Genomic DNA, 26,711 nt, shown 5'->3' on the forward strand with positions numbered 1-26,711 from the left:
CCGCCCACAACACCTACGCCGACGACGGCGCCATGATCGACAAGGGCGTCGCCTTCGCCTCCAGCCACCTCGACGCGGGGACCGCTGGAGCCTCGACCGTCGCGAGCGGCAGGGGCGGCTTCGGAAGCTGAGCGTCGCTTAGTTGAGGTCGTCGCTCGGCGGATGAGCCGGCGCGTCAGCGAGGGTCCCGGAGGAAGCCCTTGTTGCGCATCAGGGCGTCCGCCAGGAACCCGTCGTGCGGGATGCCGGGCGCCGCGTGCCACGTCGGATGGGGCCCGGCATACACGTTGGCGATCGTCGGTTCGGCGAGCAGCTCGTCGATCAGCCGCTCGTCATCGGTCATCGCGGTGACCACCAACGAGTGCCGCAACGGTTCCACGCCCGCGCCGGCCGACCATGGCGAAACCCACACGCAGGGAAAGGGCAACTCGACGTTGAGCGTGTCCGCGACGGGCGCGGGCAGCAGGTGCACGGCGGGGCGCAGCGCCGCGAAGCCGTCGCCGAGATCGGCCACCACCTGGTCGGCGCCCAGCAGCGGCGTCGATCCGGCGGCCTTGGCCGCCAGGTAATCCGCCAGCGCCCGGGCGTGATCGAGGCGCCGGGTGGGTAGCAGCGCACGCTCGTCGTCGGTGGGCAGCGGCTCGATCGCCGCCAACCGCTGCGCGATCGCATGCGCCAGCGGGCCGGGGTCACCCTGGCAGAGCACGGCGGTGGTGTTGACGCAAGCCATGCCCCCGAGGTTGGCGATCGAGTCGACGATCACGTCGACGTGGTCGCGCCAATCGTGGTCGGCGGTGATGAGGATCTTGCTGCGCCCCGGGCCGTTCACGATGACCGTCGGGTCGTCGGCGTACTTGTCGACGACCTGCTGGCCGCCGTACACCATGGCGAGGTCGGCCGCGCGGATGATCTCGTCGGCGCCGGCGTGGTCGGTGGGTAGGTAGACGGCGTCCTCGGAACGAAAACCCGCCTGCCGCAAGGCGTGTACCAGCCGGTGCGCGGTCAGCGGCTCGCGACGCGACGGGCGCACCGCGACCCGGTAGCCGAGCGCGAGCGCCTGCGGCCACAGGCCGTGCACGCCTGGACCGTTTCCGGCCGCGTGCACGGCGAAGACCTCCCCGCGCCGCACCCACACCGCGCCACCGCGACGTGCGGGTTCCTCACGCCAATCGAACGCCGCGCCCACCGGCCGGGCCGGCCGGACCGCGTCGAAAGCGCCGCCGACGGCGTCGGCGACGCTGCGCGCCCCGGCGCGGGTCACCGCGATGGGCAACCCCGAAATCCGGGTGGCCAGCCCGACGTACGCCTCGAAGTCCAGGCCGGCGACGACCCCGTCCGCGAAGATGCCGGCGGCCTGCGACAGCGCCTCCGCGCGCCGCCCGACCGGCAGGGGGGCGACCTTGCGTTGCGCGGCCAGGGTGCGCGAAACATACAGCGGCGGCACGAGGCTCAACTCGGCGACCGCGGCGCCGGCGGTGCTGAAGATGACCTCCCGACGGCGGGTACGGTAGTCCCCGTCGGGGCCGAGCGCATCGATCGTCGCCAAATCAGTTGCGGTGTCGGCTTGTTCGCCTGCCATGGTCAGTACACGCCTTCGATGACGGCCTCGCCCTCGAAGGTGGCCACCGGCCGCACCGCACTGACCGAGTCGCTGAGCTCGCCCGCCGGACCGGGCATCCGGACCGCCAGATCGCGCTCGAGGTTGTTCGGGATGAACATGCCCTTGCTGATGTGGTTCATCACCACCTGACCGGTCTGCCCGTAGGGCACCCGTTCTCCAGTGTCGGGATCAATCACCCAGAACACCACGTACGGTGTCCGAGGGTCGAACACGAACGCGTCGCCGTCTGCCGTCCGGGTGACCGCTTGGGATAGCACCATCGTGCTGCCGAAGGCCATGGTGATCGTGGTGTCCGGGAAGATGCCGCGGAGCAGGTCGAGGGTGTCGGCGTCCACATGCGCGCCGCTGAGCAACAGGTAGCGGATCTTGTCATTCACCAGGTCGACCAGCCGGTCGTCCCGGGCGATCGCCTCGAGCAGCGGCGGGGTGGTGTGCAGGTTCGCGACGTTCTGCGTCTCCAGCACGAACACGGCCTGCTCGACGACATGGTCGACGTAGGCGCCGACTTCGGAGGCACCGCCGCGGGCGGCGATCTTCTTGACCCAACGCGGATCGATGTCGATCGCGTGGAAGGCGGCGCCGAGCCGCTCGGAGACCAGCCGCGAGAAGTAGCCCACGCCGTGCGGCCCGCTGGGCATCAGGCACAGGAAACCCCGGCCACGGCGAAACCCGCCGGTGGCGAAATCCTCGGTCTGCCACCGCACCACCTGCGCGACCCAATCCGGCAGTTGCACAGTGCGTTTCGGGGCTCCCGTGGTGCCGCCGGACTCGAATATCTGGGGCACCGGCGGCGGCGTTCCGTAGCCGCGCGGAATGAGATCTTCCACCGGCACGCCGCGCAGTTCGTTGACGAGGTTAGGAAACAGTCGCAGATCGGCGAAGGTGTTGACGTCGGCCATCGGGTCGAAGTCGAGGGTCGCGGCGGTCCGCAACCAGAACGCCGAACCGGTGTCCTCACCGAAGTGCCAGGCGATAGCCGCGCGCAGATAGGCCTCGGGATCCTCGACCGGTTCCGATCTCGGGACGTCCAACAGCGAGAAATCGACATCGGCCATGCCCTCGATCCTGGCCCATCGCCAACCGATCGCCAAGCTCCTTCCGCCGTATTGGCTTACTTCGCATGGAATTTCGGTGCCGTGTACCCCCTGTTCACCTCAAGGGGGTGATGCGGCCTCGATGCGCCCTCGGCCACAGGACTATGTTCTCTGTAGCGAAAGGGGACGGATCATGATGGCGGACAACTGGATACCGGCAGGCCGTATCGGAAGCTGGGCGTGCGGATGATCGAGTTCACCCTGACCCGGACCTCCACGGCGCCGATCGAGACCGTGTTCGACACCATGACCGACCACCGCGGAATCGCGGACTACGTCTGGGCCTTCCGGCGCAGCACGCTCGATCGCGAGGGAACCCCCGCCCCAAACGGCGTCGGCGCGATCAGACGCCTGGTGGCCATCGGCCCCCCGTTCGTCGAGGAGATCATCGAGTATGAGCGGCCCACCCGCTATGCGTACAAGATGCTCTCGGGCGCACCGACCCGGGACCACGTCGGCACGGTCCAGCTGCGTGCAGCAGGCGGGGGAACCGAGGTCAGCTGGCATCTACGGTCAACGCTGAAGATCCCCGGTGTTGACTGGCTGATGCTGCCGGTGTTCAAGAAGGTCATCGACGAGCTCCTCAAGGGCGGCATCGCCGCAGCCGAACGCCGCTCCTGAGCACCGAGCGGAAACGGCGCCTCCCGTCCTAGCGGGCGTGGTTGTGCAGCCGGCGCGGGTCGATGCCCGAGCGCCGCCACGCGCTGGCCGCCCACGGGGTGTAGATCACCCCGACCGGCAGCCGGTTGATCAGCGGGTTGAGGGCGCGCATTACGGCGGCGAACCGCTGAAACCGCTTCTCCTTCTTCGCATTCCACTCCAGCTGGCAGACCTCGCGCATCTGCGGCGGCATGGTCCCGACCAACACCAGTCGGGTGTAGGCGTTGAGCGGCGCGGACAACACCTTCCAGACGGGTCGCGGGATCCAGCGCGGGCCCGGGATCCCCTTCCTGATGTAGCCGGTGCCGTACAAGACGGTCTTATGCGGGACGAACCGCTCGAGCATCTCGTCCCAGTAGGCGAGGAACTCGTCGTAGGTCTGCGGCTGGCCGCGGTCGCTGACGCCGTAGAGGCCGTACCACACCTTGCCCTCGTTGAAGATCTGCTCCTTCTCCGCGAAGGACAGCCGGCGGATGAACGTATCGGCGTTGTAGATGACCTGGTCGACGAAGCTGGCGTGCGCCCAGTAGAAGAGCTCCGGATTCAGCGCGTGATACCGCGAGCCGTCACTGATGGTGCCCTTGATCGTCTTGTGGAAGTCCCGGACCTTGCGGCCCCACTGGCGCGGTCCGTCGGAGTAGACGGTCTTCATCAGCGGTGGCGCGGTCCGCTTGGCCCGCCCCAAGGTGTCGCTGAAGACCACCGAGTGGTCGAGCACGCCCTGGGCCAGTTGCTCGATGCAGTTCTCGACCCCGGCGGTGCGCTGGAACCCGAAGAACTGGGTGCGGTTGTCCCCGTAGAACTTCCAGATCAGCGACTCGGGCCCCAGCCGCGTCAGGCCGTCGGCCTCGCCGACCGGCCCGTCGACCGGCATGGGCAACGCTTCCCGAACGCCGGTGTCGAATCGGGATCCGACGGTCGCGGCGGCCAGTTCGTCGTCGTGGGCCGTCATGCTCCCCTCCCCGCTACAGACGTCCTTGCGAATCAATGATACAAACTCGTATCTTTGTGTCAGCCTAGCAACCGCGCGGCCAGATTGCAGTGGGGGTCGTGATCCATGCCGAACCACAGCCTTGGCGGCAATCTCGCAGCGGATTCGCTCACCGACCTGGACCGCACCATCCTGGACACCGCGCGCGCCGTGTTCGAGACCTACGGTGTGCGCCGGGCCAACATCGAGGACATCGCCGCGCGCGCCCGCGTCAGCCGCAGCACCGTCTACCGGCGCTTCCCCACCAAGGACGACCTGTTCGGGCATGTGGTGCGCCGTGAGGCCGAGTCGTTTTTCACCACACTGGACCGGGCCACCGCGGGCTGCGATCCGCAGCAGGCCGTGATCGAGGCGTTCGCGCTCGGCGTGCGCCTGGTCCGCGATTCCCCGCTGTACTCCCGGATCGTGGACAGCGAACCGGAGTTGTTGGGGATGTTCTCCCGCTCGAATGCCTTCCCCATCGGTCAGTTCGCCGACGGGATCGCGCACACCCTGCGCCGGTGCGGTGCCGACATCCCCGAACGCGACCTGATCAACATCGCCGACATCCTGCTTCGCGTCGCCCTGGGCATCATCGTGTTTCCCACCGACCGGCTCGACACGTCGGATCCCGCGGCCGTCCGCGAGTACGCCGGCCGCTATCTGGTGCCGATCATCCGCGGTTGAGCCGTTCCGGCTTGTCGGTGACCTGCACTAGCCTGAATGCGTGGCTGGGAGTTCTGCGGCTCCGCGGACCCGGTACGCCAGTTGCGGCGAGATCGACATCGCCTATCAGGTCTTCGGCGATGGCCCGATCGACCTGCTCGTGCTGCCGGGCCCGTTGATTCCCATCGACTGCGTCGACCTCGAGCCGTCGATGTACCGCTTTCATCGCCGGCTCGCATCGTTCTGCCGGGTGATCCGGTTCGACCAGCGCGGCATCGGCCTGTCCTCGCGGGTGCCGTCGCTTGACATGCTCGGCCCGGAGTCCTGGGCGCAGGACGCCATCGCGGTCATGAACGCGGTGGAATGCGAGCGTGCGACCGTCTTCGCCCCGGGTTTCACCTCGTTGGCCGGTGTCGTTCTCGCGGCCGACCATGCCGACCGGGTGAACAGCCTCGTCATTGCCAACGGCGCGGCCCGCACCCTGCGGGGCCCCGACTACCCCATCGGCAGTGACCTCGACGACGCCGATCGCTTCACGACGGTCGGGATGGAGCCGGACGCCGTCGAGCAGGGCTTCGACATGCTGGGCATCATCGCTCCCTCCGCTGCGAACAACGATGCGTTCCGTGCGTGGTGGGACATGGCCGGCAACCGGGCCGCGTCGCCCAGCATGGCCCGCGCGTTCATCAACAAGGTCAGGGAGGGCGACGTCCGCGACCGGCTTCCCCGCGTCGCCGTGCCCACCCTGATCCTGCATCGCGACAACCCCGGCTTCAGTCCCATCGGGCACGCGCACTACCTCGCCGAGCACATCCCCGGGGCGCGCCTCGTCGAGTGCCCGGGCGAGGACACCTTGTACTGGGTCGGCGACACCGCGCCCCTCCTCGACGAGATCGAGGAGTTCATCACCGGCGTGCGCGGCGGCTCCGACGCCGAGCGCCTGCTCACCACGATCGTGTTCACCGACATCGTCGGCTCCACCGAGCGCGCCGCACTGCTCGGCGATCACCGCTGGCGCGATCTGCTGGACAACCACGACACCCTGGTGCGCCACGAGCTGCAGCGGTTCGCCGGGCGCGAAGTCAACACGGCCGGCGACGGATTCGTCGCCACATTCAGCAGCCCGAGCGCCGCGATCGCCTGCGCCGACGCCATCGTCGACGCGGTCCGCGTGCTGGGCATCGAGGTGCGGGTGGGCATTCACGCGGGCGAAGTGGAGGTGCGCGGCAACGACGTCGCCGGTATGGCCGTGCACATCGGCGCGCGGGTGGCGGCACTTGCCGGTGCCAGCGAAGTGCTGGTGTCCTCGACGCTGCGCGACATCGTCACCGGGTCGCGACACCGCTTCGGCGACCGCGGCGAGACCGCGCTCAAGGGCGTGCCGGGCCAGTGGCGGCTGTACTCCCTGGTGCGCGAGCACGCGATCGTCCGGCGGTGAGCAGGCGCGGCTCGGCGTAGGCTGGCCCCTGATCCGAGTTCTGGCGCACAGCTTGGTTTTTCACTCGAAGGAGTACGCATGACTGACGTGCACGTCTCGTTGCCTCCCGCGCTGCGGCGAGCGCTGGATCTGCTCGCCGATCCGCCTACGGATCCCGACGTGAGCAAGGGTTATCTCGATCTGCTCGGCAGCGGAGCCGACGAGGGCGACCGCGTCGCGAAAAACACCGGGCCGATCCAGGCCGCGTGGGCGTCACCGATCGGGTCGATGCTCTACGACAACGCCCAGGCCCTGTCGCGGCGGCTGATCGCCGCGTGGCAGACGCCCCTCGAGTGGTTGAACATTCCGCCGGGCGGCATCGCGCTGGACGTCGGCTCGGGCCCGGGCAACGTCACCGCCTCCCTGGCGCGCGCGGCCGGTCCGGATGGGTTGGCCCTGGGGATCGACATCTCCAAGGCCATGCTCGCCCGCGCCGTCCGCAACGAAGCGGGGCCGCAGGTCGGCTTCATCAAGGCTGACGCGCAACGACTTCCGCTGCGCGACGACACGGTTGACGTCGTCATCTCGACGGCCGTGTTGCAGCTGGTTCCGAATCCGGCGGCGGCCCTCGGCGAGATGGCGCGGGTGCTGCGACCGGGCGGGAGGCTCGCCGTCATGGTCCCCACCGTCGGCCCGGCCGCCCGGCTCTTCCAGAGGCTGCCGAACGTGGGGGCGCATGTCTTCGACGACGACGAGATCGCCGACATCCTGGAAGACCACGGGTTCCTCAGCGTGCGGGTGAAGAACCTCGGCACGGTGCAGTGGGTGCGCGGCAAGAACGGCTGAGTCCGGCGCGCTTCGGCCTTAGGAGGGCGTTTGCGCGACCACCGCGAGCCGGTCCATGGACTCGCGCAACATGTCCGGTGTCGTCGCGCGGGCGCGCTCGAGGCGGGTGGCGTCGGTCAGCGCCGTCCAGTCGTAGGTGTGCGTCACCGTGGTCAGTTCGGCGTTCACCGGGCTGAGCTCCCAGCGCCAGAGGTGACCGGGCGGCTGTCTCCTGGGTTCGGCTGGGCACCAGGCGATTTTGCTGCCCTCGACGAATTCGACGACGTGGTTCTCCCGCACGGCGCCGTTCGTCAGCGTCGTCTTGAACACGTCACCGACCGCACGCACCCGCTGCCCCGGAGCGGACGAGGCGAGGTTGTCGTTGCCGTCCCAGCTGGGGTGGCGGGAGGGATCGGCGATCAGCTCGAAAATCCGCGCGGCGTTGGCGGCGATGACGCGCGTGGCGCTCACGATGCGTTCTGCTTCCGTGTCGGACATATCGCTATCCAAACACGCGGACGGTCGGCGGGGCACGGCGTGAATGTGACCTTCGGCCGAAGCATCGGGGACCTTCGGCCGTCGAAGCGCCGGCCCGGGGATGCGACCGTGGTGATGCCGGGACAACCCGGTGGTCTGCCCGAAGTGCAGCAAGCCCATTTTTGGGCGAGGCCATCCGCAAGGGCCTGCTTGACCCACCGTCGCAGGACGGGGATCTGCCTTCGGGCAGACCTTCATGCTCACGGCATCCGGGGCAGCGCGTCGACCGGTCCCGATAGCGCCGCCTTGACGTAGCGGGTGTCGTCGTCGGCCAGCACTTCGGTGTCGTCGTTTTCGATGCCGTCGACGATCGCGCGCGCCACCTGGCGCGGGTCGTTCTTGGGGGCGGTGAAGCCCGCGGTCATGTCGGTGTCGGTGAAGCTGAGGTGCGCGGCGACGACCAGGGTGCCCTGCTTCTCGAGTTCTATCCGCAACGAATTCGTCGTCGACCACAACGCCGCCTTGGAGTCTCCGTACCCACCGGAGCCGGGCATCCAGGACAAGATCGAGGCTATGTCGACGAGGGCCCCGCCACCGTTGGCCGCCAGGATGGGCGCGAACGCCTTGGCGACGCGGAGCGCGCCGAAGTAATTCGTCTCGAACACCGCGCGCACTTCCTCGATGTCGCTGTCGAGCAGCGTCCGCGCGCCGAGGACACCCGCGTTGTTGATCACGATGCCGGCATCCGGAGCCGAAACGGCCAGGGCCGCAACCGACTCCGGCTTGGTGACGTCCAACTCGACACCGACCACCCGCGGATCCGTACTCGGTTTGGGCGTCCGCGCCGTGGCGTACACCTTGGCAGCGCCGCGTTGCAACAACTCGTCCACGATGGCCTTGCCGAGCCCGCGCTGTCCGCCGGTGACGACGACCGTCGACCCCTTGATGTTGACCATGATCCGCACTCCTTGACGTAGCTGTATCGATTTTGATTCTGTCACCGTCGTGCCGGCGACGACATAGTCAAGTATTCTTTACCTATGTCTATTCCATGGCCTGCGTCACAGCGCTACGGCATCATCATCCCGGCACCGGGAGGCCTGGGCCTGGTTCAGGACTTCCTCAACACGAGGGGCATCGACGGGTACGGACCGGACCTGCTCGCCGACCCCGCGCTCGCCGGCGAATGGGTAGCGGACGCGGTGCACGCCTGGTCGGCCGCCCGCGGGATGGACGCGCCGGTGCCCACGTTCGACGACGCGGACCTGGCCAAGCTGCGCGCCTTACGGGCCAGGATCGATTCCCTGGTCGTCGGCGAGGCACCCGGTGGACGAAGTGCCGTCCCCGCAGCCCTCGTGGTCACCGATGCCGGTGAGGTGCGGTTGGAGCCCAGCGGCACGGGCTGGCGCTGGCTCGCCTCGGCGCTGTGGGCCGAGATTCTGCTCAGTCAGCAGGGCGACACCTGGCGGCGCATCAAGCAGTGCCATAACCCGCGCTGCGGGTCGACGTTCTACGACCGCTCCAAAAACAACAGCGGGGTATGGCACGACGTCAAAACGTGCGGCAACGCCGCCAACCTGCGCGCGTCCCGGGCCCGCCGAGCGAACGCGAGCGCGTGACCGGCTCAGCGGTTTCGCCACAGTAGGCGGTACCGGTAGTACAGGCCTCGCCGAATGAGCGCTCCCGGCAGCACGTCCGCGGTTACCCGACGGATCTCGTGCAAACTTTCCCGGGGATCGGCCACGGCAACGCCGATGCCGCGCGTCTCCCGATGCAGTAACGACCCGACGCGCGCCGCCGGTGTGCACAGGGCGGACCATGCCCAGTCGCCGACGGTCTTGTTGGCCGACAATCCGACGACGGCGAGCTCTCCTGCCGGCCTGAGCATTTCGCGCGCCTTGCACAGCGTCTCACGCAGCGGCAGATGATGCAGGCTCGCCACGAAGGTGATGAGGTCAAACGAATGTGGTTGCGCCTCAAAGGCTTCGAATCGAGCGAGCCGCACCGACACGTTGGTTGCGGACTGCAGTCGATCCTTGGCCCGACGGATCGCGGATGGGTCGGCATCGATGCCGACGACGCTGCGCGACACCGAGGCCAGCCGCTCGGCCAGCAGCCCCTCACCGCACCCCACATCCAGGACATCACCGGCGTGGCGCGCCGCGAGTTGGACCAGCCAGCCGTGATACGCGGTGTTGTGGTTCCAGTAATTGGGCGCCGTCAGCAGCGCTCGACGCCCCTCTGCATAAGCGTCACGTTGGTGCGTGTCCGGGGTGGCGCGCTTCTGCGCACCGCCTGCCACGCGTCGCAGGCCCGCGCCTTGATGGGCGTCACCATGTCGAAGTTGGCAGGGCTCTGGCTGATCCAGGACGGCAGTGTTGCCACGGTTTCGATCCTTCGTCTGTTCGGCCTGTGCGCCGAATCATTGAATTCCACCGCGCCCGCTTTACGGATGCGCCGCGCCGGGGTGAACGCCACGAAAAGCCGTATTGTGGCGCGACCCACACCCGCCGCAGCGCCCGCCGTTGGTCACACAGTCGGCGGACGTCTGAACCGCCGCAAGTAGCCGGGCAACCCGTGCGCCGGCGGCGCTTTCGGCCAATCGTCGGCACGGAAATAGGCGTCGGTGCCGCCGTCGACGAAAATTACGCTCCCGCAGAGGAATTCGGCGGACTCCGACAGCATGAAGCACATCCAGTCGGCCATGTGCCCCGCCTGGCCGAAGCCACCGAGCGGCACCGGGAAGGACCGCACGGCCTTGGCCTGCCGCGGATTCGCCAGCTGTTCCTGCAGCAACGGCGTCATGATGGCCCCCGGGGCCAAGACGTTCACGCGCACCCCAGAGCCCGCCCATTCCGGCAGCACCGCGTGCCGTCGCACCCAGCGGCTGACGGCGATCTTCGACGCCGCATACATCATCGTCGAGGCCGCCGGACCGAACGGGCGCACCGAGCGCAGCGCCTTGTCGGCGTCATCGGCGAGCAGCGCCTTCACCGTCCGGCGCGGCACGAGCGGCACGGTCGTTGACGAATTGCTCCCCACGACGACCACTTTCGCGCTTTCGGCCGCCGCCAGCGCCCGCCGCCAGGCGACGAGCGGTTCGACGACGCCGAAGTAATTGACCTGGCCGATCTGGCGCAGGCGCTCTCGACCTGGGCTGGGCCCGAGGCCCGCGGCCAGCACCGCACCGTCGAGTTTGCCGTCCGCGGCCGCCAGCACCCCGTCGGCGGCCTGTTCGCGACCGTGCGGCGTGGACAGGTCGGCGACGATATCGGCGCCCCTGATGTCGACGCCGATCACGGTGTGCCCATCGGCCTTGAGCCGCCGCGCGGTCTCGTGGCCCATTCCGGAAGCCGATCCGGTGACCGCATAAGTGCCCATCGCTCCGTTCTTACCAGCCGCCGTCCTGTTAGGTTGCCGGGATGCATGACCAAACGCCCTGCATCGACCTCGGCCGGCTCGAGTCCGTCTACGCACCGCTGGCAACGTCGATCCGCCGGCTCATCGACGTCAGCATCCGCACTGAAGCGGAACCCGCGGCGGTGGCCGCGGCCCAGGCCAAGATCGACGCGGCCGCAGCCGAATTGGGCGAGGCGGCGCAGCCCGGACCCGTCGGCGTGCATTACCTGCCCGACGGCCAGACCGTCGCGTGGGGCAACGCGGTGGTCGGTGTGCGCAACCCGGTGGCACCGCCGTTGGTGGTCCACCACGAGCCCGACGGCGTGTTTTGGTCGGAATTCACGCTGGGCGCGGCCTACGAGGGACCGCCCGGCCATGTTCACGGCGGCATCTGCGCGCTGGTGCTCGACCATGTGCTCGGCGCGACCGCGCACCGGCCCGGCCGGCCCGCTTACACCGGGACCCTCACCCTGCGCTACCGGCGCCGAACCGAGCTGGAGCGGCCGCTGCGCGTGCAGGCGCATGTCGAGCGCACCGAGGGCGTCAAGACGTTCGCCGTTGGTCACCTAGCCGACGAGCACGGCGTCACCGTCGAGGCGGAAGGAATCTTCATCCACCCCAGGCAGCCACCGGCCTGACGTCAGGCTTTGGCGGCGGCCTTCTCGACATCGAGCAGTTGCTCACCGCGCCGTTCCTCGTCGTAGGCTTCGCGGCCGCCACGCAAGCCGAACAGACGTTTCGAGAACAGCAGGTAGATCACGGCGGCCACGTTGATGGTGAAGGTGACCAGCCGGGTCATCGTGATGCCCTTGGCGAGGTCGTGAATCTCCAGGGGCAAGAACACCGAGGTGGCGATCACCGCGAAGTACTCACCCCAGCGCTTCAGCAGCCACAGGCCGACGCCTTCGACGACCTCCAGCAGCGCGTAGGCGGCCAGCATCAGCGTCAGCAGGGCCAGGGTGGAGGGCTTGGCGGCCAGCGCCTTTTCCAACTCGTGCACGATCGTCATCTGATCGACCTTGAACCCGGCGGCGCGGAAGATCGGCAGGTCGCGTTCGAGGGTGGCCTGAATCGCGCCCCGTGCACCGCGAAACTTCCACACCGCATACGCGGCGAGCGCGATCACCACCGCCCGGAACAGGCGTTCCACCGCGAGCGTCCGGATAATGATGGCCTGGCGTAACGCCTTGCCGCGCATGATCATTGGCGCGTCCTCGGCCGGACCCCGCCGGTGCGGGTCGCCCACGGTGAATTCCCCGCAGCGCAGGCAACGCCAAACCTCACCCAACCCGGTGCTGCCGCTCAGCCGCGCGGCGAGGTCCTCCTCGTCGGGCGCGTAGGTGGCGTGGCCCGCGACCGCACAGGTGACCAGCTCCCACCGATTGCCGCCCTGATCTTTGCGCATGGCCGATCATCGACCGCGGGCAGCTGGCGACGCAAGGGGGCGCGCACGGCGCGCGTCAGAATCGGGACTTGGTGCGTGGCCGTTGGGCGGTCGGGCTCGCCGCACCCAGCAGGCCGGTGAGTTCGGCGACGGGGCTCTCGTCGAGGCGATCCACGGCCGTGACGATCTCGGCGCGCAGCGCTTCGTCACAGAACGGCTCGGCCAGCCAATGAAATTTGTCCACGACGCGTTCCCAGGACATGGGGCGGGTCGGCGACCCCTCGTAATCGGCTTGCTCGCGGTCGAATTCCCGCCCGTCGCGGGTCACCAGGTGCACCCGGGCCGCCGTGCGTCGAGGATAGTCGGCGGTGAGGTCGGCGGCCGGTTTGACGTCGACACGCGTCAACAGGTCCCGCACGTCGGCCCGCGAAACCCGTTCGGGTTCCAGCTGTTCGGGGCCCACCCCGCCGTCGAGGAGTGCCACCGCGCTGAGGTATTTGAGGTTGTAGTCTGCCTGCTCCTTGGTGCGCGGATCGTCCTTGCCGCCGTAGGCTCCCCCGCCGGCGAAGTCGTACGCGCCCTGAAAGACCTCGAGCGTCACCCGTGCGACGTCCTCGCCGCACAGGTTGTTCTCGGCGCGCAGGCCCAGGACCGCGTCGATCACGACCTGCCCGTGGATGAGGGCGCAGTACTGCTTGAGGTAGGTCTGTTCGACGCAGGTGAGCCGCCGGTCGGTGGTGGCCAGGTCGATGGGCTGATCGAAGAGCTGCACCAGGCCGTGTGGACCCTCGAACAGCGACCTGGGCCCGGTGACGCCGCGGCCGGCCAGCATGGTCGCGTATACCGCGCGCATGCCGGTGATGGCCGGCGAGATGCCCTTCCAGTTCGAGACCGGCTCGGCGTGCACCGTCGCCAGCGACACATTGTCGGTCGCGGCGGCCGCGATGGCGTTGGCGGTCTGCTCGACGCTGAGACCGAGCAGCTTGGCCGTGCCCGCCGCCACCGACATCGACAGCTGCAACGCGTGATTGAGACCCCGGGCCATGACCGGCACCTGGGAGCTGAATCGGCACTGAACCTCGTAGGCGACCGCCAGTGCCAGCAGGAAGTCCGCCCCGCTGGCTCCCGTGTGCTCGGCCACGGCCAGGACGGCGCCCAAGTTGTCGGCGGGATGACACAGCCCCCCGACCGTCAGATAGGTGTCCAGCAGGTCGGGGTAGCGCACCAGCACCGCGTTGAAGAACGCGGCCTGGTCCACCGACGCGCGTCCGCCGCCCACCAAAGTCGCGGTGGGCACTCCGCTGAACTGGTCGGTGTGTTCGCGAATCGACGCGACGAGCTTCCCGTCCAGGGAACCGACGGCGCACGCGACGCTGTCGAGCACATTGCGTTTCATCAGCGCGCGCGGACGCTCGGCCAGATCGGCCCACTCGGCGCCGACGACGAATTCGGCCAGGTCATCCACAACGTAGTTCTCTGCCATGCCTTTTCGCCTTCCGGGCTGCTTACTTTCACTGAAGCCCAGCGCCGGCCCGCCGTCCAGGACCGTTCTCCTACCAGTGCTCGGTGAGACTTCTCACCGCAGGTGGGGGTCGTCGGCCGGCGCCCACCACGGGCCGGCGGGAGGGGCCGGCCAATCGCGGGTACGGGCCACGGCCAGCAGCGCTTCCACGGCGCCGCGCACGCTGGCGCGGTCGTCGTCGCGGCGGTGCAGCAGCGACCACGTCCACAGCGGCACCGGTTCGGCGACGGGACGCTGACCCAGGCTGGGCGGGAGCGCCGCGGTGTGGCGCTTGGGCGACGCGAGCACCGGCCCGCCGACCCTGCGCACGTGCGCGTAGAACGCGTCGCCGGCGATGCCGCCGTCGTCGATGGGGACGACGCGGGCACCGGTGTGGGCGGCGAACTCCTTGGCGTACCGGTTCCACGACGACCACGCCGACTCGTCCGCGTCGATCAGCACGCTTACCCATTGCGCGGCAACGGGTTTCGCCGAACTCATGCCGGGCATGACCGCGTGCAGCGGCTCAATCCGCAGCAGATGCGCCGTCAGGCCGCGCTCCTCGACCTGGCCGGCGGTGACCCATGCCAGCGCGATGTCGAGGGTGCCCTCTGCCACGCGGTCGGCCTGCGCGTGCGACGGCAGCACCCATTCGTCGAGGCGCACATCCGCCGCCGGTCCTAGCATCGTGGTGATGCCCTCCGGCAGCCAGCTGACGTAACCCAGGCGCACCGGCGTGCTGCGCGCGGCGGCCTGCCGCAGCCGGTGCTTGGCATCGTCGGCCAGAGAAAGGATTCGGCGCGCATCCGGAAGGAAGGTCCGTCCGGCCTCGGTCAGCCGAACGCTCCGCCGGTCCCGCACGAACAGCTCGGCGCCCAGCTCGCGCTCCAGCGAGATGATCTGCTGCGACAGGGCCGGTCCGGAGATGTGCACGCGTTGCGCGGCGCGGCCGAAGTGCAACTCCTCTGCGACGGCCACGAAGTAGCGCACCTGCCGCAGTTCCATACGCCGAGCCTAGACGGCACGATCGACCGCGTCCGGCCGCGGCGGGGGCAGGCTGATCGCCGTCGTTTCGTCCGTCAGGCGTTTGCCGATGACCCGGATCTGCCGCGCCGACAGCGGGCACAGCGGATGGACGGCCACCATCAGCGCAACCCGGCCGTCCTCGAAAACCGGTGCGGCGATGGTCACCACGGGTTGCTTGCGCCGTCCCGGGTTGTCATCGGAGAGGAAGCCGATGGTGGTGAACTCGACGAGCAGCTGATCCAAGATGTGCCGCACCGGCGTGGGCATCTCGTCGCTGTCCAGCGTGCCGACCACCTGCACCGCCTGGGCCAGTGCGGGTGTGGTCCAGTCGACGTCGTAGCCGCGCTCGCGCGTGTGCTGCAGCACCTGCTCGAGCCGTCGGGCGCGATCGGGATTGTTGCCCGCACCGCGGCGGATCCACGCGCGTCGGTGTTCCTCGTCGTCCCACGCGGCGAGTGCGACCCCGAAGGGCGGAGCGTACGGGATCCGATCGCCCGGAATTCCGGACGGTTGAGTGGCGGGCTCGCCCTCAAAAGCGGTGACCACCAACGAGTCTCCGAAACGCTCGACCACCGAGCAGGCGTAGCCGACCTCGCCGGACAACCGCAGTGCCACGGAACGGGCCGCGTGCGCGAGCGGCCGGGCGGTGTCCGTCCGCGCCGCCACGACGGCCAACGCGGGCCCGAGGGTGAAAGTCTTGGTGACCGGATCGCGGCTGGCCCACCCCCGGTCGCACAGCGTCTTCAGAATCGTGTGCGCGGTCGCCTGGGTGAGCCCGAGCTCGCGCACGATGTCCGAGAACCGCGGCCGCGCATTCCCGGACCGGGCCAGGAGCTCGACAACGTCGAGCACCCGGGCGGTCGGCGCAGACGTCGATCCGCGAATGGGTTGACTCCTCTGCCATACGATTTAGAGTAAGGCGAATATTTTCGAGGTTTTTCTTCGACTATCCGAGAGAGTAACGCATTGCGTGCGGTTTCGTTAAGGGGCGGCCCGCGGTGGATCGCGGTTCACCCGAACGGAGACCTGCCATGACCGAACGTGATGACCGCCAAGACATCTCGGAGCTCCTGGTGCGCTACGCCACCGGAATAGACCGGCGCGACTGGCCGCTGTTTCGCACCGTGTTCACCGCCGACTGCGAGCTCGACTACGGCGAGATCGGGTCGTGGACCGGAGTCGACGCCGTCGCGGACTTCATGGAGCGGGTGCACGCCCTGGCCGGGCACACGCTGCACCGCTTGACCAACCAGGCCATCACGATCGACGGCGATAAGGCCACGGCGCGGACCTACATCGACGGGCTGATCATGGCCGGCGACAACAACTCCGGCGTCAACGCGATCGGCTTCTACGACGACGAGATCGTGCGCACCCGTGATGGCTGGCGCATCGACCGCCGGCGCTACACCCAGGTGCGCCTGACGACAGTGGGGAGCACTTAGATGACGTTCGCAGCCAAGTACGGCCCGTGGGCGCTGGTCGCCGGCGCCTCGGACGGGGTGGGCGCGGCGTTCGCCCGCGCGCTCGCCGAGCGTGGCATCAACGTGGTGCTGATCGCCCGCCGGCAGGCCCTCCTCGATGGAGTCGCGGCCGAGATCGAGCGGGAAACGGCGGCGTCCACGCGGGCCCTCGCCATCGATCTCGCCGAGCCGGGCGCGGCGGCGGCGATCGCCGCGGCGACCAGCGACCTGGAGGTCGGCCTCCTGGTGTATTGCGCGGGCGCCGACCCGAACTTCGAGCCGTTCCTCGCCAATCCGGTCGAAGCCGCCGAGGCGATGGTGCAACGCAACTGCATGGTGCCGATGCAGCTGTGCCACCACTTCGCGGCCCCCATGGTCGAGCGGGGCCGCGGCGGGATCGTGCTCTTCGGGTCGGGCGCCGGCTTGGCCGGCGGCGCCAACATGGTGGCCTACGGCGCCTCGAAGGCCTTCGACATGGTCTTCGCGGAAGCGCTCTGGGCCGAGCTGCACGACAAGGGCGTCGACGTCCTCGGCCTCATCCTGGGCAAGACCGACACGCCCGCGTTGCGGCAACTCGAACACAGCCGCGGCCAGATCGCTTCGCTCGACGAGGTGCCGCCGGGCGCGGCCGACGTTGCCGACGTCATCGCGGAGGCGTTCGAGAATCTCGGTAACGGGCCGACCCTGATGGTCGGCGACATGATGCGCGCCGCCGAGCAAATGCTGGCGTCGCTAACCCGCAACCAGGCCGTCGCGCTGTTCGCCCAAGCCGCGGCCGCGGCCATGGGCCCGGATAGGTAGCGGGAACCTCCCCGCCTCGCGGCTCGTCGTACTGCGCAGGGACCGATTTGTGCGGCCGCAGGTTTGCCAAACTTCGGGATCAGGTCACCCTAACTTTCCCGGCGCAGCGCGTTAGCCAGCAAAGATGCGGCCTGCCACGATGACGCTCCGCTTAGCGACGACGTTGCTGGCGACCGGCTGCGCGGGTAACTTGGGTAATCGTTCGGCACGGCTGCCTCATCCGGAGTAGCCGCCTCATTCGCCACCCCTCCGTATCGAAGGATGACGATGCTCGCCTCCGACAGGCCCGCGACCGCGGTCGCAACGGCAGAACGCTCGCGGCGTCGCACCCTGGCACGTTCGGCACTGATCACCACGGCGTTCGTCGTTCCGGCGGTGGTGACGCGACTCGCAGGCCTGCACCCGGACCCGGTCGTCGCGCTGCTGATCTTCGGGGCCGCAGTGGTGTCGGCCAGCTTCCTGCTCGCGTGGGCCGCCGAAACCGCGCAGATCGACGTCTCCGGTGGGATGGCGACCGCGATACTGGCGCTGATCGCGGTCCTGCCCGAGTACGCCGTCGACCTCTATTACGCCTACGTGTCCGGCCACAATGCGGAGTACACGCAGTACGCGGCCGCCAACATGACCGGGTCCAACCGGCTGCTGATGGGCCTTGGCTGGCCCGTCGTGGTGTTGGTCAGCATCGTGGTGGCCCGCAGGGCCGGTTCCGCGAAGGCCACCGGCCTGGCGCTGCAACCAACCAACCGTCTCGAACTCGGATTCCTGTTAGTCGCCGGTGTCATCGCATTCGCGATACCGGCGAGCGGGCAGATCCACTTCGGGCTGGGGCTGGCGCTGCTGGCCTGGTTCGGGTTCTACCTCTACAAGGTCAGCCACGGCGACGTCGAGGAGCCCGACCTGATCGGAACCGCAGCCGCCCTCGGAGAGCTGCCCGATCGTCGTCGGCGCGTCGTCGTCGTCAGCCTCTTCCTGGCATCCGGCGCGGTGATCCTGTTGTGCGCCAAGCCGTTCGCCGACAACCTGGTCGCCGCGGGCACCGAACTGGGCATCGACCGGTTCCTGCTGGTCCAGTGGCTCGCCCCGCTGGCCTCGGAGGCACCTGAGTTCATCGTGGCGACCATCTTCGCCGCCCGGGGCAAGGGCACGGCGGCCATCGCCACCCTGATCTCCTCCAAGGTCAACCAGTGGACGCTGTTGATCGGGTCGCTGCCGATCGCCCACCTGCTCGGCGGCGGGGGGTTCTCGCTGCAGCTCGACTCGCGTCAGGTCGAGGAAGTGCTGCTCACGGCCACCCAAACCCTGATGGGAGTGACGCTGTTGTTGGCCCTGCGCTTCCAGCGCGCCGCCGCATGCACGCTGCTCGGCCTGTTCGTCGTGCAATTCCCCATCGCCTCGACGCACGGCCGCCTGCTGCTCTGCGGCGTCTACACCGCGGTGGCCGTCGTCGCGCTGATCCGCTACCGCCGCCATCTGGCGGCCACCGTCCGGGCGCCGTTCTTCGGGACGGCCATCCGGCACAGCGGTCACCCCCACCATCCGGTGCCGGACCCGTAACCACCGAAGAACCCTCGCCGTATACGGTCCACGTTATGGATCGAGTGTCGGTGATCACAGGCGGCGCGGGTGGCATGGGGCTGGCCACGGCGAAGATCGTCGGCCGCGACCACATCGTGGTCCTCTGCGACGCCCGGCAGGACCGGCTGAAGGCCGCGGCCGCAGCGCTGGAAGAGCTAGGGATGACGCCCACGGCCGTCGACTGTGACGTCACCGAGCGGCGGGCGGTCGCAGACCTGCTCAAGACCGCCAACAACCTCGGGACGCTCGCCTCGGTGATCCACACCGCGGGAGTCAGCCCGAGCATGGGCGCCGCCGACTACGTCATGCGCACCAACGCGCTCGGCACGCTCAACGTCAACGAAGCGTTTTACGCGGTGGCCGGCGAGCGCGCGGTGATCGTCAACGTGGCATCGATGGCGGCCCATCTGCTCCCGGCGGAAATGGTTCCGGTCGACCAATTTCCGCTGGCGCTGCGGGACGCCGACGCCTTCTTGGAGGCCATGATGACGACCTGCAACATCGTGCCCGAGGAGGCGCGGTCCGGGATCGCCTACGCCGTCAGCAAGAGCTTCGTGAAGTGGTACAGCCAGTCGCAGGCGGAGCGATTCAACGCGCGCGGATTGCGCATCGTCTCGGTCTCGCCGGGGTCCATCGACACCGAGATGGGCCGGCTCGAGGAGCAGGCCGGCGCCGGCGCGATGGTCACCAACGCCGCGGTGCCGCGCTGGGGCAAGCCCGAAGAGATGGCCGAGCTGCTCGCGTTCTGCGCCAGCGATAAGGCGGGTTACCTGACCGGCACCGACATCCTCAACGACGGAGGCGTGATCGCCTCGATGACCGAGCGCGCCAGGGCGGCCGCTGCCACCGGTTGAAACCGGATCCCCCGACACCAACTCGTTTCAGCGGCAAAGCCCGCCGCCGGCGCGGCCGCGCTACCTATGCTGAGCGGATGCCGCAACCGGTGCTGCGTGAACGCCTGATCGATCTCGAGGTCCCGGACCAGGACGAGGCGCGCGGCCGCGCGCTGCGCAAGGCCGTGCCACGGCGCACGCTCGCACAGCTGACCCCGTCCGGGAAGTCGGCCACCGAAATCCTGGTGGCTCAGAATGCCGATCGGGTACCAGAACTCGTCCCGCTGCGGTTCGCCCGGATGCTCGCCGACCCGTTCTCCTTTTACCGCGGGTCGGCCGCGGTGATGGCCGCCGACCTGGGCGCCAGCCCGTCGAGCGGGATCGAAGTGATGTGTTGCGGCGACGCTCACGTGTCCAACTTCGGAATGTACGCGGCGCCGCATCGCTCAATAGTGTTCGACCTGAACGACTTCGACGAGGCAGCCGTCGCCCCGGCCGAATGGGACGTTAAGCGCCTGATCACCAGCGCGATCGTCGGCGGGCGCCATGCGGGCTATCCCGCCAAGGCCATCCGCCGCTGCGTCGGGCAGGCGCTGGCCGGCTACCAGTCCAGCCTGCAGTCCATGCTCGCGATGGACGTCCTGGACCGCTACTACCTTCGTGTGGAGCCGGAACGCCACGCCGGGACGGTATCCAAGGGCCTGCTCGGCGTGATTCAAAAGACGACATCCCGGGCTCGCAGCCGGACGTCGGCGCGGCTCTTCAGGCAGCTCACCGAGGTCGGCGCCGACGGGACGCCGCGGCTGCGGGAGGCGCCACCGGTCCTGCAGCACCTCGATGAGGACGCCGAAGCCGTTCTGGTGGAATCGATTCAGGAGTACCTGACCACCGTTCCCGCCGACATCGCGCTGCTGCTGTCACACTTTCGCGTCACGGACGTGGCGCTGCGGGTGGTCGGCGTCGGCAGCGTCGGCACCCGCTGCTTCCTGGTCATCCTGGTGGGACCCAACGCCACACCGCTCATCCTGCAGATCAAGGAGGCGACCCGGTCAGTGCTCGACGAATACGGCGGCTGGCCTCAACCGCGCATGTTGACGGCCGCCATCGAGGCCAAGGGCCAGGGCATGCGCGTCGTCGACGGGCAGCGGATTCTGCAGGCGATGTCGGACGTGTTCCTCGGGCCGACCCGCAAGGACGGCCGCGACTACTACGTCCGGCAATTCCACGACATGAAGGGCACGATCGAGACCGAGGGCATGGCGGCCGCCACGTTCAGCGACTACGTCGCCGCCTGCGCGGTGCTCCTGGCCCGGGCCCATTCCCAGAGTGCGAACGCCTCGCTGCTGCGCGGATACGTCGGCGCTGGCGAGACCGTGCAATCCGCGGTGGCCGAATGGTGCTACGTCTACGCCGACAAGTCGCTCGACGATTTCCACCAGTTGAAGGCCGCGGCCGCGGCCGGCGACATCGAGGTCGCGGCGGACCCCGCCCGGTAGCAACTTGCCCGGCGCGGCCCCACTCGAACACCCCGGCAGAAAGGCGGCACGAGTCGATGCGAAGCCGCGCGGCCATCCTCTATGAGTACGGGCACCCCTGGACCGTTGAGGAATTCGAGCTGGATCCGCCGAAGGCGGGCGAGGTGCTGGTGCGGCTGGCCGCGTGCGGGCTCTGCCACTCCGACGAACACATCCGGCAGGGGAAGTTGGCCGCGCCGCCAGAGACGTTGCGCGCCTTGGGGTTACCCGCCATGTCGCCGACGATCGGCGGCCACGAGGGCTCCGGCGTGGTCGTCGATGTCGGGGCGGGCGTCGCCGGATTCGCGCCGGGCGACCACGTGGTGACGTCCTTCGTCGCGGTCTGCGGCCAGTGTCGTTGGTGCGCCTCGGGGATGGAGTACCTGTGCGACACGGGGTCGGGGACCCTGGCGCCGGGCATGCCGACGGACGGCACCTTTCGCCATCACACCGCCGACGGCCGCGACCTCGGCCACGTGTCCAAGATCGGTGCGTTCGCCGAACACACTGTCGTGGCGGCTAATTCGCTGGTCAAGATCGACCCGAGCTTTCCGCTGGTGCCCGCCGCGCTGCTGGCGTGCGCGGTGCCCACCGGGTACGGGTCGGCGGCCCGGCGCGCCGGGGTACGGGGCGGCGACACGGTGGTGGTGGTCGGCACCGGCGGCATCGGAACCGCGGCCGTTCAGGGCGCGCGCATCAGCGGCGCGGCCCGGATCGTCGCGGTCGACGTGAGCGACTTCAAGCGCACCTCCGCAATGACTTTCGGCGCAACCCACGTCGCCGCGACGGCGACCGACGCGCTCGAGCTGGTGCGCGACCTGACGCGCGGAGTGATGGCGGATGCGGTCGTGGTCTCCCCCACCATGATCGGCGAGGCCGACGTCGGGACGGCGCTGGCGTTGACCCGCAAGGGCGGCACGTGCGTGCTGACCGGGCTTCCGGTGCCCGCGACGGCCTCGATCGCCGTCGCCCTGCAAGACTTCATCCTGATGAACAAGACGTTGTGCGGCACGGTGTTCGGCTCGTGCAATCCCAAGAGCGACATCCCGCTGCTGGCCACGCTGTACGAGTCGGGTCGACTACTCCTCGACGAGATGATCACCCAACGCTACCGGCTCGACGACATCAACGACGCCTACGCCGACCTGGCCGCAGGCCGCTTGATCCGTGGGGTCATCGACTTCGGCCTGGGCCAGTAGCCAGTCCCGCGGCCGGAGCCGCCAGGTCCGGCGGGCGTACTCCAGCTCGGTGTAGGGCCACTGGGTGACGATGCGGCCGGTGGGCGAGCGAAAGTAGCTGTCGCACCGAGTCCAGATGGTGAGCTCCAGGTCCGCGGAAAGCTGTTCGTTGTAGCGCTTTTCGGCTTCCGGACGGACGTCCACATGGCCGCCCGTGCGCGCCACCCGGCTGACCGCGCTGGCAACCAGACGCGCGGCGGCCTCCAGAATGTAGACAATCGAGTTGCCGCCCTGGTTGGTGTTCGGGCCGTAGAGCATGAAGAAATTCGGGAAACCGCTGACCGCGACGCCCAGGTAGGCGCTCGGGTCGTCACCCCAGCGCTCGTGCAGGCTTTGGCCGCCTCGTCCGAGCACCTCGATGCCGGCGAGGTAGCGGCTGGTCTGGAATCCGGTGGCGCACACGATGGCGTCGGCGCCTATCGACCTGCCGCTGACAGTCTCGATCGACTTCTCGGTAACTCGCGCGATCGGTTCGGTCACCAGATCGACGTGGTCCTTCTGGAGCGCCAGATAGTAGTCGTCGCCCAGTAGCACCCGCTTGCATCGGAATGGGTAGTCGGGCGTCAGCGCCCGGCGCAGTCGCTCGTCGGCCACGGTGCGCTCGAGGAACGACGTCGCGACCCGTGAGCGACTCGCCACCCGGGGGTCTTCGACGGCGTTGCCGGCGAAGTCGTGAAATTGCTTCCAGATTCGCCATCGTTCCCTGCGGGCCGCCCACGGATGGCGGCGAAACCTCGCCAGCTCCTGATCACTGAACGGACGGTCGTCCTTCGGCACCATCCAGGGCGGCGTTCGCTGAAACACGGTGACACCGGCGGCGATTCGAGCGAGCTCGGGGACCACCTGCACCGCGCTGGCGCCGGTACCGATCACCGCGACTTGCCGGCCGGACAGGTCCACCCCCGGATCCCACGCAGATGTGTGCATCAAGTGGCCGCGGTAACCGGTGAGTCCCTCGATGTCTGGCAGTTTGGGGGCGCCGAATAGGCCGACGGCGCTGACCACCACGTCGACACGCAGCGTGGTGACGGTGTCGCTATTCGCCTGTTGCAGCTGCAATTCCCACTGCCGGCCGCCCTCGTCCCATCGCGCCCGCCGTACGTAAGTCCGCAAGGTCAGGTGGCGGCGCAGGTCGAAGTCGTCGACCACCGATTCCAGGTAGGCCAGGATTTCGGGCTGCCGGGCGTAGGTACGGCTCCAGGATTTGTTGGGGGCGAAGGAGAACGAGTACAGGTGGCTCTGCACGTCGCACGCGGCTCCGGGATAGGTGTTGCGCCGCCAGGTGCCGCCGACGCCGTCGTCGCCCTCGATGATGACCAGATCGTCGATCCCGGCCCGGCGTAGCGCGACGGCGACGCCGATGCCCCCGAACCCCGCACCGATGATCGCCACCCTGGGCGGGCGTCCGCGGCGGGTCGCCGCCCGCAGCCGGCCGATGCCGTAGCGCCAGCGGGCCTGCCAACTGGTCACGGGCCGCCCCCGCGAATCAGGTAGCCCTCCAGGTCACCGTCGGCGCGCCATGCCTGCAGGATGTCGGCGTACTCGGTTGGGGCACCGAAGAAGAAGCTGCCCTGGCGGGTCTTGTTGTCCGCCTTGCCCTCCCGGTTGTAGTAGCCGGGCGTGCAGGTCTGGGCGCGCTCGGCGCTCGCCGCCGAGCGGGTGACGACGGTGTCGACCCAGGCGGACTCCGCGGCGGGTGCGGCCTCGACTTCGGTGACGCCGCGCTCGAGTGCCCAGACGATGATCCACGCCGCGTGGGTCGCCTGCACGTCGAGCAGGTAGGGGAAGTTCACCGTCAGGCCCGCCTGGGCGATGCTTTCGATGAAGCAATTCGGGAAATTCGTCGTGCACAGGCCCTGAAAGGTCCGCACCCCGTCGCGCCAGTGTTCGGTCAGCGACACCCCGTCGCGGCCGATCAGCTCGAAACCGGTGCGCCGGCAATAGTCGGTGCCCACCTCGAATCCCGTTGCGAAGATCAGGCAGTCGAGCTCGTAGGGCACACCATCGACGACCACACCGGAATCGGTGATGCGCTGCACGCCGAGGCCACGGGTGTCGACCAGCGTGACGTTGTCGCGGTTGAAGGTCTGCAAATACTCGTCGTGGAAGCAGGGTCGTTTGCAGAAATACCCGTACCACGGTTTGAGCGCCTCCGCGGTGGCCGGATCGGTGACGATGCCGTCGACCCGCGCCCGGATCTCCTCCATCTTGGCGAAGTCCGCGATCTCGATGTCGCGGCCGCGCTGCGCCGGGTCCACGCCGCCGTCCCCGTCATGACGCATCACCGGCAGCTTGCGGGTGATGCTTGTCCAGGCGTCGGCGACCAGGTCCTCCTCGGCCTGGCCGCCCGCCGTCAATATCTGGAAGTTCTCGATGCGTTCGCGCTGCCAGCCCGGCCGTAATGTGCTGGCCCACTGCGAATCCGTGGCGCGGTTGGCGCGCACGTCCACCGATGACGGCGTGCGCTGGAAGACGTAGAGTCGCCGCGCCGCCCCGGCGAGGTGCGGCACGCACTGGATCGCCGTGGCTCCGGTACCGATGATGCCCACACGCTTGTCGGCGAGCCGCTCGAGGTTCTCTCCGGTGTAGGCGTAGTCCCACCGACTGGTGTGGAACGCGTGCCCGCGAAAGGCCCCGAGGCCCTCGATGCCGGGCAGCTTGGGCTTGGCCTGATAGCCGTTGGCCATGGACACGAACTGGGCCCGCATCTCATCGCCCCGGTCGGTGCGGATGATCCACCGCGATTCTTCGGCGTCCCAACGGATCTCACGCACGTCGGTCTGCAGGCACGCGTCGCGGTACAAGTCGTAGTGCCGCGCGATGCGCTGGCAATGCGCGAAGATCTCCGGTCCCTTGGCGTATTTCTCGGTGGGAACGTAGCCGAGTTCCTCCAGCAACGGCATGTACACGTACGACTCGACGTCGCAGGCGATTCCGGGATACCGGTTCCAGTACCAGGTGCCGCCCACGTCGGCCGCCCGGTCGATCAGCCGCACGCTCCGCACGCCGAGCTGGCGCAGCCGCACCCCCGTCAGCAGCCCACCGAAGCCCGCGCCGATGACGGCGACGTCCACCTCGTCGGTCAGCGGTTCGCGATCGAATTTTCGGTCCGCCCAGGGGTCGTCGGCGAAGCGGGCGAACGCGCCAGCCGTCTCCACGTACTGCGCAATGCCGTCGGGGCGCAATCGCCGCGCACGCTCTTCGGCGTACTTGCGTCGCAGCGCGTCGACGTCGAACGTCACGGCAACGGTTTCAGTCACGGCCAGGCTTCCTCTCGTGGCCCCGACTATATAATCAATCGCTTGATCGTATCAAGGGTCCGCAGTGTCCTCTGCCTGCGGCTATCCCGGCCCACCCGGTGCGAACAGCGTTCCCCTGATCATGTTCTTGGCGGAGTCCAGCGCGGCGTGGTAGGCCCGCGGGGGTGACGTGGCCGCCAGTTCGGTCAAGCCGTAGACGAGCGCGTACACGGCTTCGACGATGCTGTCCCGATCCTGCCGGTGCGCGAGTTCGCCTCGCCGATAGGCATCGTCGACGACGCCCTCGATGATCTCTCGGAATGCCTGAAACCGTGCACCCCCCGCGAACCGCGAATCGGCGTCGGCCACGCCCTCGGCGCGGATCACCCACTCGAAGGCGGCGAGATCCGGGTACTCGCGCATCAGCCGGCCCGATTCGTCGAGCACCGCCTCGATGCGATCGATGGCGGTCCCGGGGCCCGCGGCGGCCGCCCGCAGCCGGGGCAACGCGACGTCGGTGCGTGCCGCGATCGCGGCCTTGATCAACTCGGCCTTGTTCGGAAAGTAGTTGTACAGGCTGGCGCTCGTGACGTTCGCGGTGCGAGCGATCTCACGGATGGTGGCTCGCGAGTATCCCACCGTGGCCACACACCGCATCGCCGCGGCGATGATGCGCGAACGCGTCTGCTCCCCGTCGGCGCCCACCGGGCGGCCCAATTGCGACGGTGCGACGCTCATGCCGCGCGGAACCCGCCGCGGGCCGGTCCATCACACACTGCGCACCTCCGCGCGGAAGCCGGAACTAATCGATCACTCGATTATATTCGACGGTGTCGGGCACGAGAGCCGGCGGACAGGACGCGCGAGTGGGGAGAGCACGGTGACGCGGGCGCAGCGTGGGCGCCCGGTCGGCGCCAGCGGCGAGGAGACCCGCCGGCGGATCATCGTCGCCGCCATGCGCTGTGTGGCCACGGTGGGATACTCGCGAGCCACCATCCGTGAGATCGC

At 68.8% G+C, this 26,711-nt stretch carries 26 protein-coding genes and 2 pseudogenes; 14 read left to right on the forward strand and 14 right to left on the reverse strand.

Annotated elements, in window-relative coordinates; genetic code table 11:
- A pseudogene (locus A5709_RS19050) lies at window positions 1-131 on the forward strand (cutinase family protein); the annotation flags it as partial.
- 44 nt (window positions 132-175) lie between these two features.
- Here the strand turns inward: A5709_RS19050 and A5709_RS19055 are convergent.
- Entirely contained in the window at window positions 176-1,546 is a 1,371-nt protein-coding gene (locus A5709_RS19055; RefSeq protein ID WP_197520196.1) for an aldehyde dehydrogenase family protein, read from the reverse strand.
- A gap of 35 nt (window positions 1,547-1,581) precedes the next feature.
- Window positions 1,582-2,676, reverse strand: coding sequence for an AMP-binding protein (locus tag A5709_RS19060; protein ID WP_068121626.1), 1,095 nt, complete (start codon window positions 2,674-2,676; stop codon window positions 1,582-1,584).
- 225 nt (window positions 2,677-2,901) lie between these two features.
- On the opposite strand from A5709_RS19060, the gene A5709_RS19065 reads away from it, so the two are divergent.
- Window positions 2,902-3,336: an SRPBCC family protein gene (locus tag A5709_RS19065; RefSeq protein ID WP_067944639.1), complete on the forward strand. Its 435-nt coding sequence runs from the start codon at window positions 2,902-2,904 to the stop codon at window positions 3,334-3,336.
- Between the two features lie 28 nt (window positions 3,337-3,364).
- Here A5709_RS19065 and A5709_RS19070 read toward each other — a convergent pair whose 3' ends face one another.
- Complete coding sequence (locus tag A5709_RS19070) at window positions 3,365-4,327, reverse strand: oxygenase MpaB family protein (protein WP_068121630.1); 963 nt, start codon at window positions 4,325-4,327, stop codon at window positions 3,365-3,367.
- Between the two features lie 105 nt (window positions 4,328-4,432).
- Between A5709_RS19070 and A5709_RS19075 the strand changes: the two genes are divergently transcribed.
- The 3 genes from A5709_RS19075 (at window position 4,433) to A5709_RS19085 (ending at window position 7,274) form a co-directional block, all read left to right on the forward strand.
- Window positions 4,433-5,032, forward strand: a complete 600-nt coding sequence (locus A5709_RS19075; RefSeq protein ID WP_068121632.1) for a TetR/AcrR family transcriptional regulator — start codon at window positions 4,433-4,435, stop codon at window positions 5,030-5,032.
- 40 nt (window positions 5,033-5,072) lie between these two features.
- A complete protein-coding gene (locus A5709_RS19080; protein ID WP_068121634.1) occupies window positions 5,073-6,449 on the forward strand; it encodes an adenylate/guanylate cyclase domain-containing protein in 1,377 nt (458 codons plus the stop codon).
- A gap of 78 nt (window positions 6,450-6,527) precedes the next feature.
- On the forward strand, window positions 6,528-7,274 hold the full coding sequence (locus A5709_RS19085; protein ID WP_068121636.1) for a methyltransferase domain-containing protein: 747 nt from the start codon (window positions 6,528-6,530) through the stop codon (window positions 7,272-7,274).
- Window positions 7,275-7,292: 18 nt separating this feature from the next.
- Here A5709_RS19085 and A5709_RS19090 read toward each other — a convergent pair whose 3' ends face one another.
- On the reverse strand, window positions 7,293-7,751 hold the full coding sequence (locus A5709_RS19090; protein ID WP_067944628.1) for an SRPBCC family protein: 459 nt from the start codon (window positions 7,749-7,751) through the stop codon (window positions 7,293-7,295).
- Between the two features lie 239 nt (window positions 7,752-7,990).
- A complete protein-coding gene (locus A5709_RS19095; protein WP_067944638.1) occupies window positions 7,991-8,686 on the reverse strand; it encodes an SDR family oxidoreductase in 696 nt (231 codons plus the stop codon).
- A gap of 84 nt (window positions 8,687-8,770) precedes the next feature.
- Between A5709_RS19095 and A5709_RS19100 the strand changes: the two genes are divergently transcribed.
- Window positions 8,771-9,349, forward strand: coding sequence for a CGNR zinc finger domain-containing protein (locus A5709_RS19100; protein ID WP_231987009.1), 579 nt, complete (start codon window positions 8,771-8,773; stop codon window positions 9,347-9,349).
- 5 nt (window positions 9,350-9,354) lie between these two features.
- Here the strand turns inward: A5709_RS19100 and A5709_RS19105 are convergent, their stop codons facing one another.
- A complete protein-coding gene (locus A5709_RS19105; RefSeq protein ID WP_067944636.1) occupies window positions 9,355-9,954 on the reverse strand; it encodes a bifunctional 2-polyprenyl-6-hydroxyphenol methylase/3-demethylubiquinol 3-O-methyltransferase UbiG in 600 nt (199 codons plus the stop codon).
- Between the two features lie 305 nt (window positions 9,955-10,259).
- On the reverse strand, window positions 10,260-11,111 hold the full coding sequence (locus A5709_RS19110) for an SDR family oxidoreductase (protein WP_068121640.1): 852 nt from the start codon (window positions 11,109-11,111) through the stop codon (window positions 10,260-10,262).
- A gap of 41 nt (window positions 11,112-11,152) precedes the next feature.
- Here A5709_RS19110 and A5709_RS19115 point away from each other — a divergent pair, with 41 nt between their 5' ends.
- Window positions 11,153-11,767 (forward strand): PaaI family thioesterase, encoded by a 615-nt coding sequence (locus tag A5709_RS19115; protein ID WP_068121642.1) that lies wholly within the window; start codon window positions 11,153-11,155, stop codon window positions 11,765-11,767.
- Between the two features lie 2 nt (window positions 11,768-11,769).
- Here the strand turns inward: A5709_RS19115 and A5709_RS19120 are convergent, their stop codons facing one another.
- The 4 genes from A5709_RS19120 to A5709_RS19135 form a co-directional block, all read right to left on the reverse strand.
- Window positions 11,770-12,534, reverse strand: coding sequence for a DUF2127 domain-containing protein (locus A5709_RS19120; RefSeq protein WP_068009385.1), 765 nt, complete (start codon window positions 12,532-12,534; stop codon window positions 11,770-11,772).
- 55 nt (window positions 12,535-12,589) lie between these two features.
- Entirely contained in the window at window positions 12,590-13,978 is a 1,389-nt protein-coding gene (locus tag A5709_RS19125; protein ID WP_082974275.1) for an MmgE/PrpD family protein, read from the reverse strand.
- Between the two features lie 111 nt (window positions 13,979-14,089).
- A complete protein-coding gene (locus tag A5709_RS19130) occupies window positions 14,090-15,019 on the reverse strand; it encodes a LysR family transcriptional regulator (RefSeq protein ID WP_068121646.1) in 930 nt (309 codons plus the stop codon).
- Between the two features lie 9 nt (window positions 15,020-15,028).
- Entirely contained in the window at window positions 15,029-15,892 is an 864-nt protein-coding gene (locus A5709_RS19135) for an IclR family transcriptional regulator (RefSeq protein WP_068121648.1), read from the reverse strand.
- Between the two features lie 179 nt (window positions 15,893-16,071).
- Between A5709_RS19135 and A5709_RS19140 the strand changes: the two genes are divergently transcribed.
- The 6 genes from A5709_RS19140 (at window position 16,072) to A5709_RS27665 (ending at window position 22,425) form a co-directional block, all read left to right on the forward strand.
- Complete coding sequence (locus A5709_RS19140) at window positions 16,072-16,485, forward strand: nuclear transport factor 2 family protein (protein ID WP_068121651.1); 414 nt, start codon at window positions 16,072-16,074, stop codon at window positions 16,483-16,485.
- Entirely contained in the window at window positions 16,486-17,304 is an 819-nt protein-coding gene (locus A5709_RS19145; RefSeq protein WP_068121656.1) for an SDR family NAD(P)-dependent oxidoreductase, read from the forward strand.
- 261 nt (window positions 17,305-17,565) lie between these two features.
- Window positions 17,566-18,858 (forward strand): sodium:proton exchanger, encoded by a 1,293-nt coding sequence (locus A5709_RS19150; RefSeq protein WP_067944447.1) that lies wholly within the window; start codon window positions 17,566-17,568, stop codon window positions 18,856-18,858.
- Window positions 18,859-18,893: 35 nt separating this feature from the next.
- The gene (locus A5709_RS19155) at window positions 18,894-19,733 is read left to right on the forward strand and encodes an SDR family oxidoreductase (RefSeq protein WP_082974273.1); all 840 of its coding nucleotides are present in this window, start codon (window positions 18,894-18,896) and stop codon (window positions 19,731-19,733) included.
- A 77-nt stretch (window positions 19,734-19,810) separates the two neighbouring features.
- The gene (locus tag A5709_RS19160; protein ID WP_068121658.1) at window positions 19,811-21,208 is read left to right on the forward strand and encodes a DUF2252 domain-containing protein; all 1,398 of its coding nucleotides are present in this window, start codon (window positions 19,811-19,813) and stop codon (window positions 21,206-21,208) included.
- 56 nt (window positions 21,209-21,264) lie between these two features.
- Window positions 21,265-22,425, forward strand: a complete 1,161-nt coding sequence (locus A5709_RS27665) for a Zn-dependent alcohol dehydrogenase (RefSeq protein ID WP_156744781.1) — start codon at window positions 21,265-21,267, stop codon at window positions 22,423-22,425.
- Here the strand turns inward: A5709_RS27665 and A5709_RS19165 are convergent.
- From A5709_RS19165 to A5709_RS19175, 3 genes are all read right to left on the reverse strand, one after another.
- Complete coding sequence (locus A5709_RS19165) at window positions 22,306-23,934, reverse strand: NAD(P)/FAD-dependent oxidoreductase (protein WP_068121662.1); 1,629 nt, start codon at window positions 23,932-23,934, stop codon at window positions 22,306-22,308. The two genes, A5709_RS27665 and A5709_RS19165, sit on opposite strands and share 120 nt — an antisense overlap.
- Window positions 23,931-25,724 (reverse strand): NAD(P)/FAD-dependent oxidoreductase, encoded by a 1,794-nt coding sequence (locus A5709_RS19170; protein ID WP_068121665.1) that lies wholly within the window; start codon window positions 25,722-25,724, stop codon window positions 23,931-23,933. The genes A5709_RS19165 and A5709_RS19170 overlap by 4 nt, the downstream gene beginning before the upstream one ends.
- Before the next feature lie 81 nt (window positions 25,725-25,805).
- On the reverse strand, window positions 25,806-26,441 hold the full coding sequence (locus A5709_RS19175) for a TetR/AcrR family transcriptional regulator (RefSeq protein ID WP_068121668.1): 636 nt from the start codon (window positions 26,439-26,441) through the stop codon (window positions 25,806-25,808).
- Window positions 26,442-26,583: 142 nt separating this feature from the next.
- Here A5709_RS19175 and A5709_RS28925 point away from each other — a divergent pair.
- Window positions 26,584-26,711 (forward strand): annotated as a pseudogene (locus A5709_RS28925) (TetR/AcrR family transcriptional regulator); the annotation flags it as partial.

The organism is Mycobacterium sp. E1386 (genome assembly GCF_001672745.1).
Lineage (GTDB): Bacteria > Actinomycetota > Actinomycetes > Mycobacteriales > Mycobacteriaceae > Mycobacterium.

Excerpts from the sequence above, each read along its gene's own strand:
- A5709_RS19085 (WP_068121636.1), top strand. The coding sequence starts at position 6,528 with ATGACTGACGTGCACGTCTCGTTGCCTCCCGCGCTGCGGCGAGCGCTG.
- A5709_RS19145 (WP_068121656.1), top strand. The coding sequence starts at position 16,486 with ATGACGTTCGCAGCCAAGTACGGCCCGTGGGCGCTGGTCGCCGGCGCC.
- A5709_RS19065 (WP_067944639.1), top strand. The coding sequence starts at position 2,902 with ATGATCGAGTTCACCCTGACCCGGACCTCCACGGCGCCGATCGAGACC.
- A5709_RS19110 (WP_068121640.1), bottom strand. The coding sequence starts at position 11,111 with ATGGGCACTTATGCGGTCACCGGATCGGCTTCCGGAATGGGCCACGAG.
- A5709_RS19090 (WP_067944628.1), bottom strand. The coding sequence starts at position 7,751 with ATGTCCGACACGGAAGCAGAACGCATCGTGAGCGCCACGCGCGTCATC.
- A5709_RS19115 (WP_068121642.1), top strand. The coding sequence starts at position 11,153 with ATGCATGACCAAACGCCCTGCATCGACCTCGGCCGGCTCGAGTCCGTC.
- A5709_RS19070 (WP_068121630.1), bottom strand. The coding sequence starts at position 4,327 with ATGACGGCCCACGACGACGAACTGGCCGCCGCGACCGTCGGATCCCGA.
- A5709_RS19140 (WP_068121651.1), top strand. The coding sequence starts at position 16,072 with ATGACCGAACGTGATGACCGCCAAGACATCTCGGAGCTCCTGGTGCGC.
- A5709_RS19175 (WP_068121668.1), bottom strand. The coding sequence starts at position 26,441 with ATGAGCGTCGCACCGTCGCAATTGGGCCGCCCGGTGGGCGCCGACGGG.
- A5709_RS19100 (WP_231987009.1), top strand. The coding sequence starts at position 8,771 with ATGTCTATTCCATGGCCTGCGTCACAGCGCTACGGCATCATCATCCCG.
- A5709_RS19095 (WP_067944638.1), bottom strand. The coding sequence starts at position 8,686 with ATGGTCAACATCAAGGGGTCGACGGTCGTCGTCACCGGCGGACAGCGC.
- A5709_RS27665 (WP_156744781.1), top strand. The coding sequence starts at position 21,265 with ATGCGAAGCCGCGCGGCCATCCTCTATGAGTACGGGCACCCCTGGACC.
- A5709_RS19130 (WP_068121646.1), bottom strand. The coding sequence starts at position 15,019 with ATGGAACTGCGGCAGGTGCGCTACTTCGTGGCCGTCGCAGAGGAGTTG.
- A5709_RS19160 (WP_068121658.1), top strand. The coding sequence starts at position 19,811 with ATGCCGCAACCGGTGCTGCGTGAACGCCTGATCGATCTCGAGGTCCCG.
- A5709_RS19060 (WP_068121626.1), bottom strand. The coding sequence starts at position 2,676 with ATGGCCGATGTCGATTTCTCGCTGTTGGACGTCCCGAGATCGGAACCG.
- A5709_RS19120 (WP_068009385.1), bottom strand. The coding sequence starts at position 12,534 with ATGCGCAAAGATCAGGGCGGCAATCGGTGGGAGCTGGTCACCTGTGCG.
- A5709_RS19155 (WP_082974273.1), top strand. The coding sequence starts at position 18,894 with ATGGATCGAGTGTCGGTGATCACAGGCGGCGCGGGTGGCATGGGGCTG.
- A5709_RS19150 (WP_067944447.1), top strand. The coding sequence starts at position 17,566 with ATGACGATGCTCGCCTCCGACAGGCCCGCGACCGCGGTCGCAACGGCA.
- A5709_RS19075 (WP_068121632.1), top strand. The coding sequence starts at position 4,433 with ATGCCGAACCACAGCCTTGGCGGCAATCTCGCAGCGGATTCGCTCACC.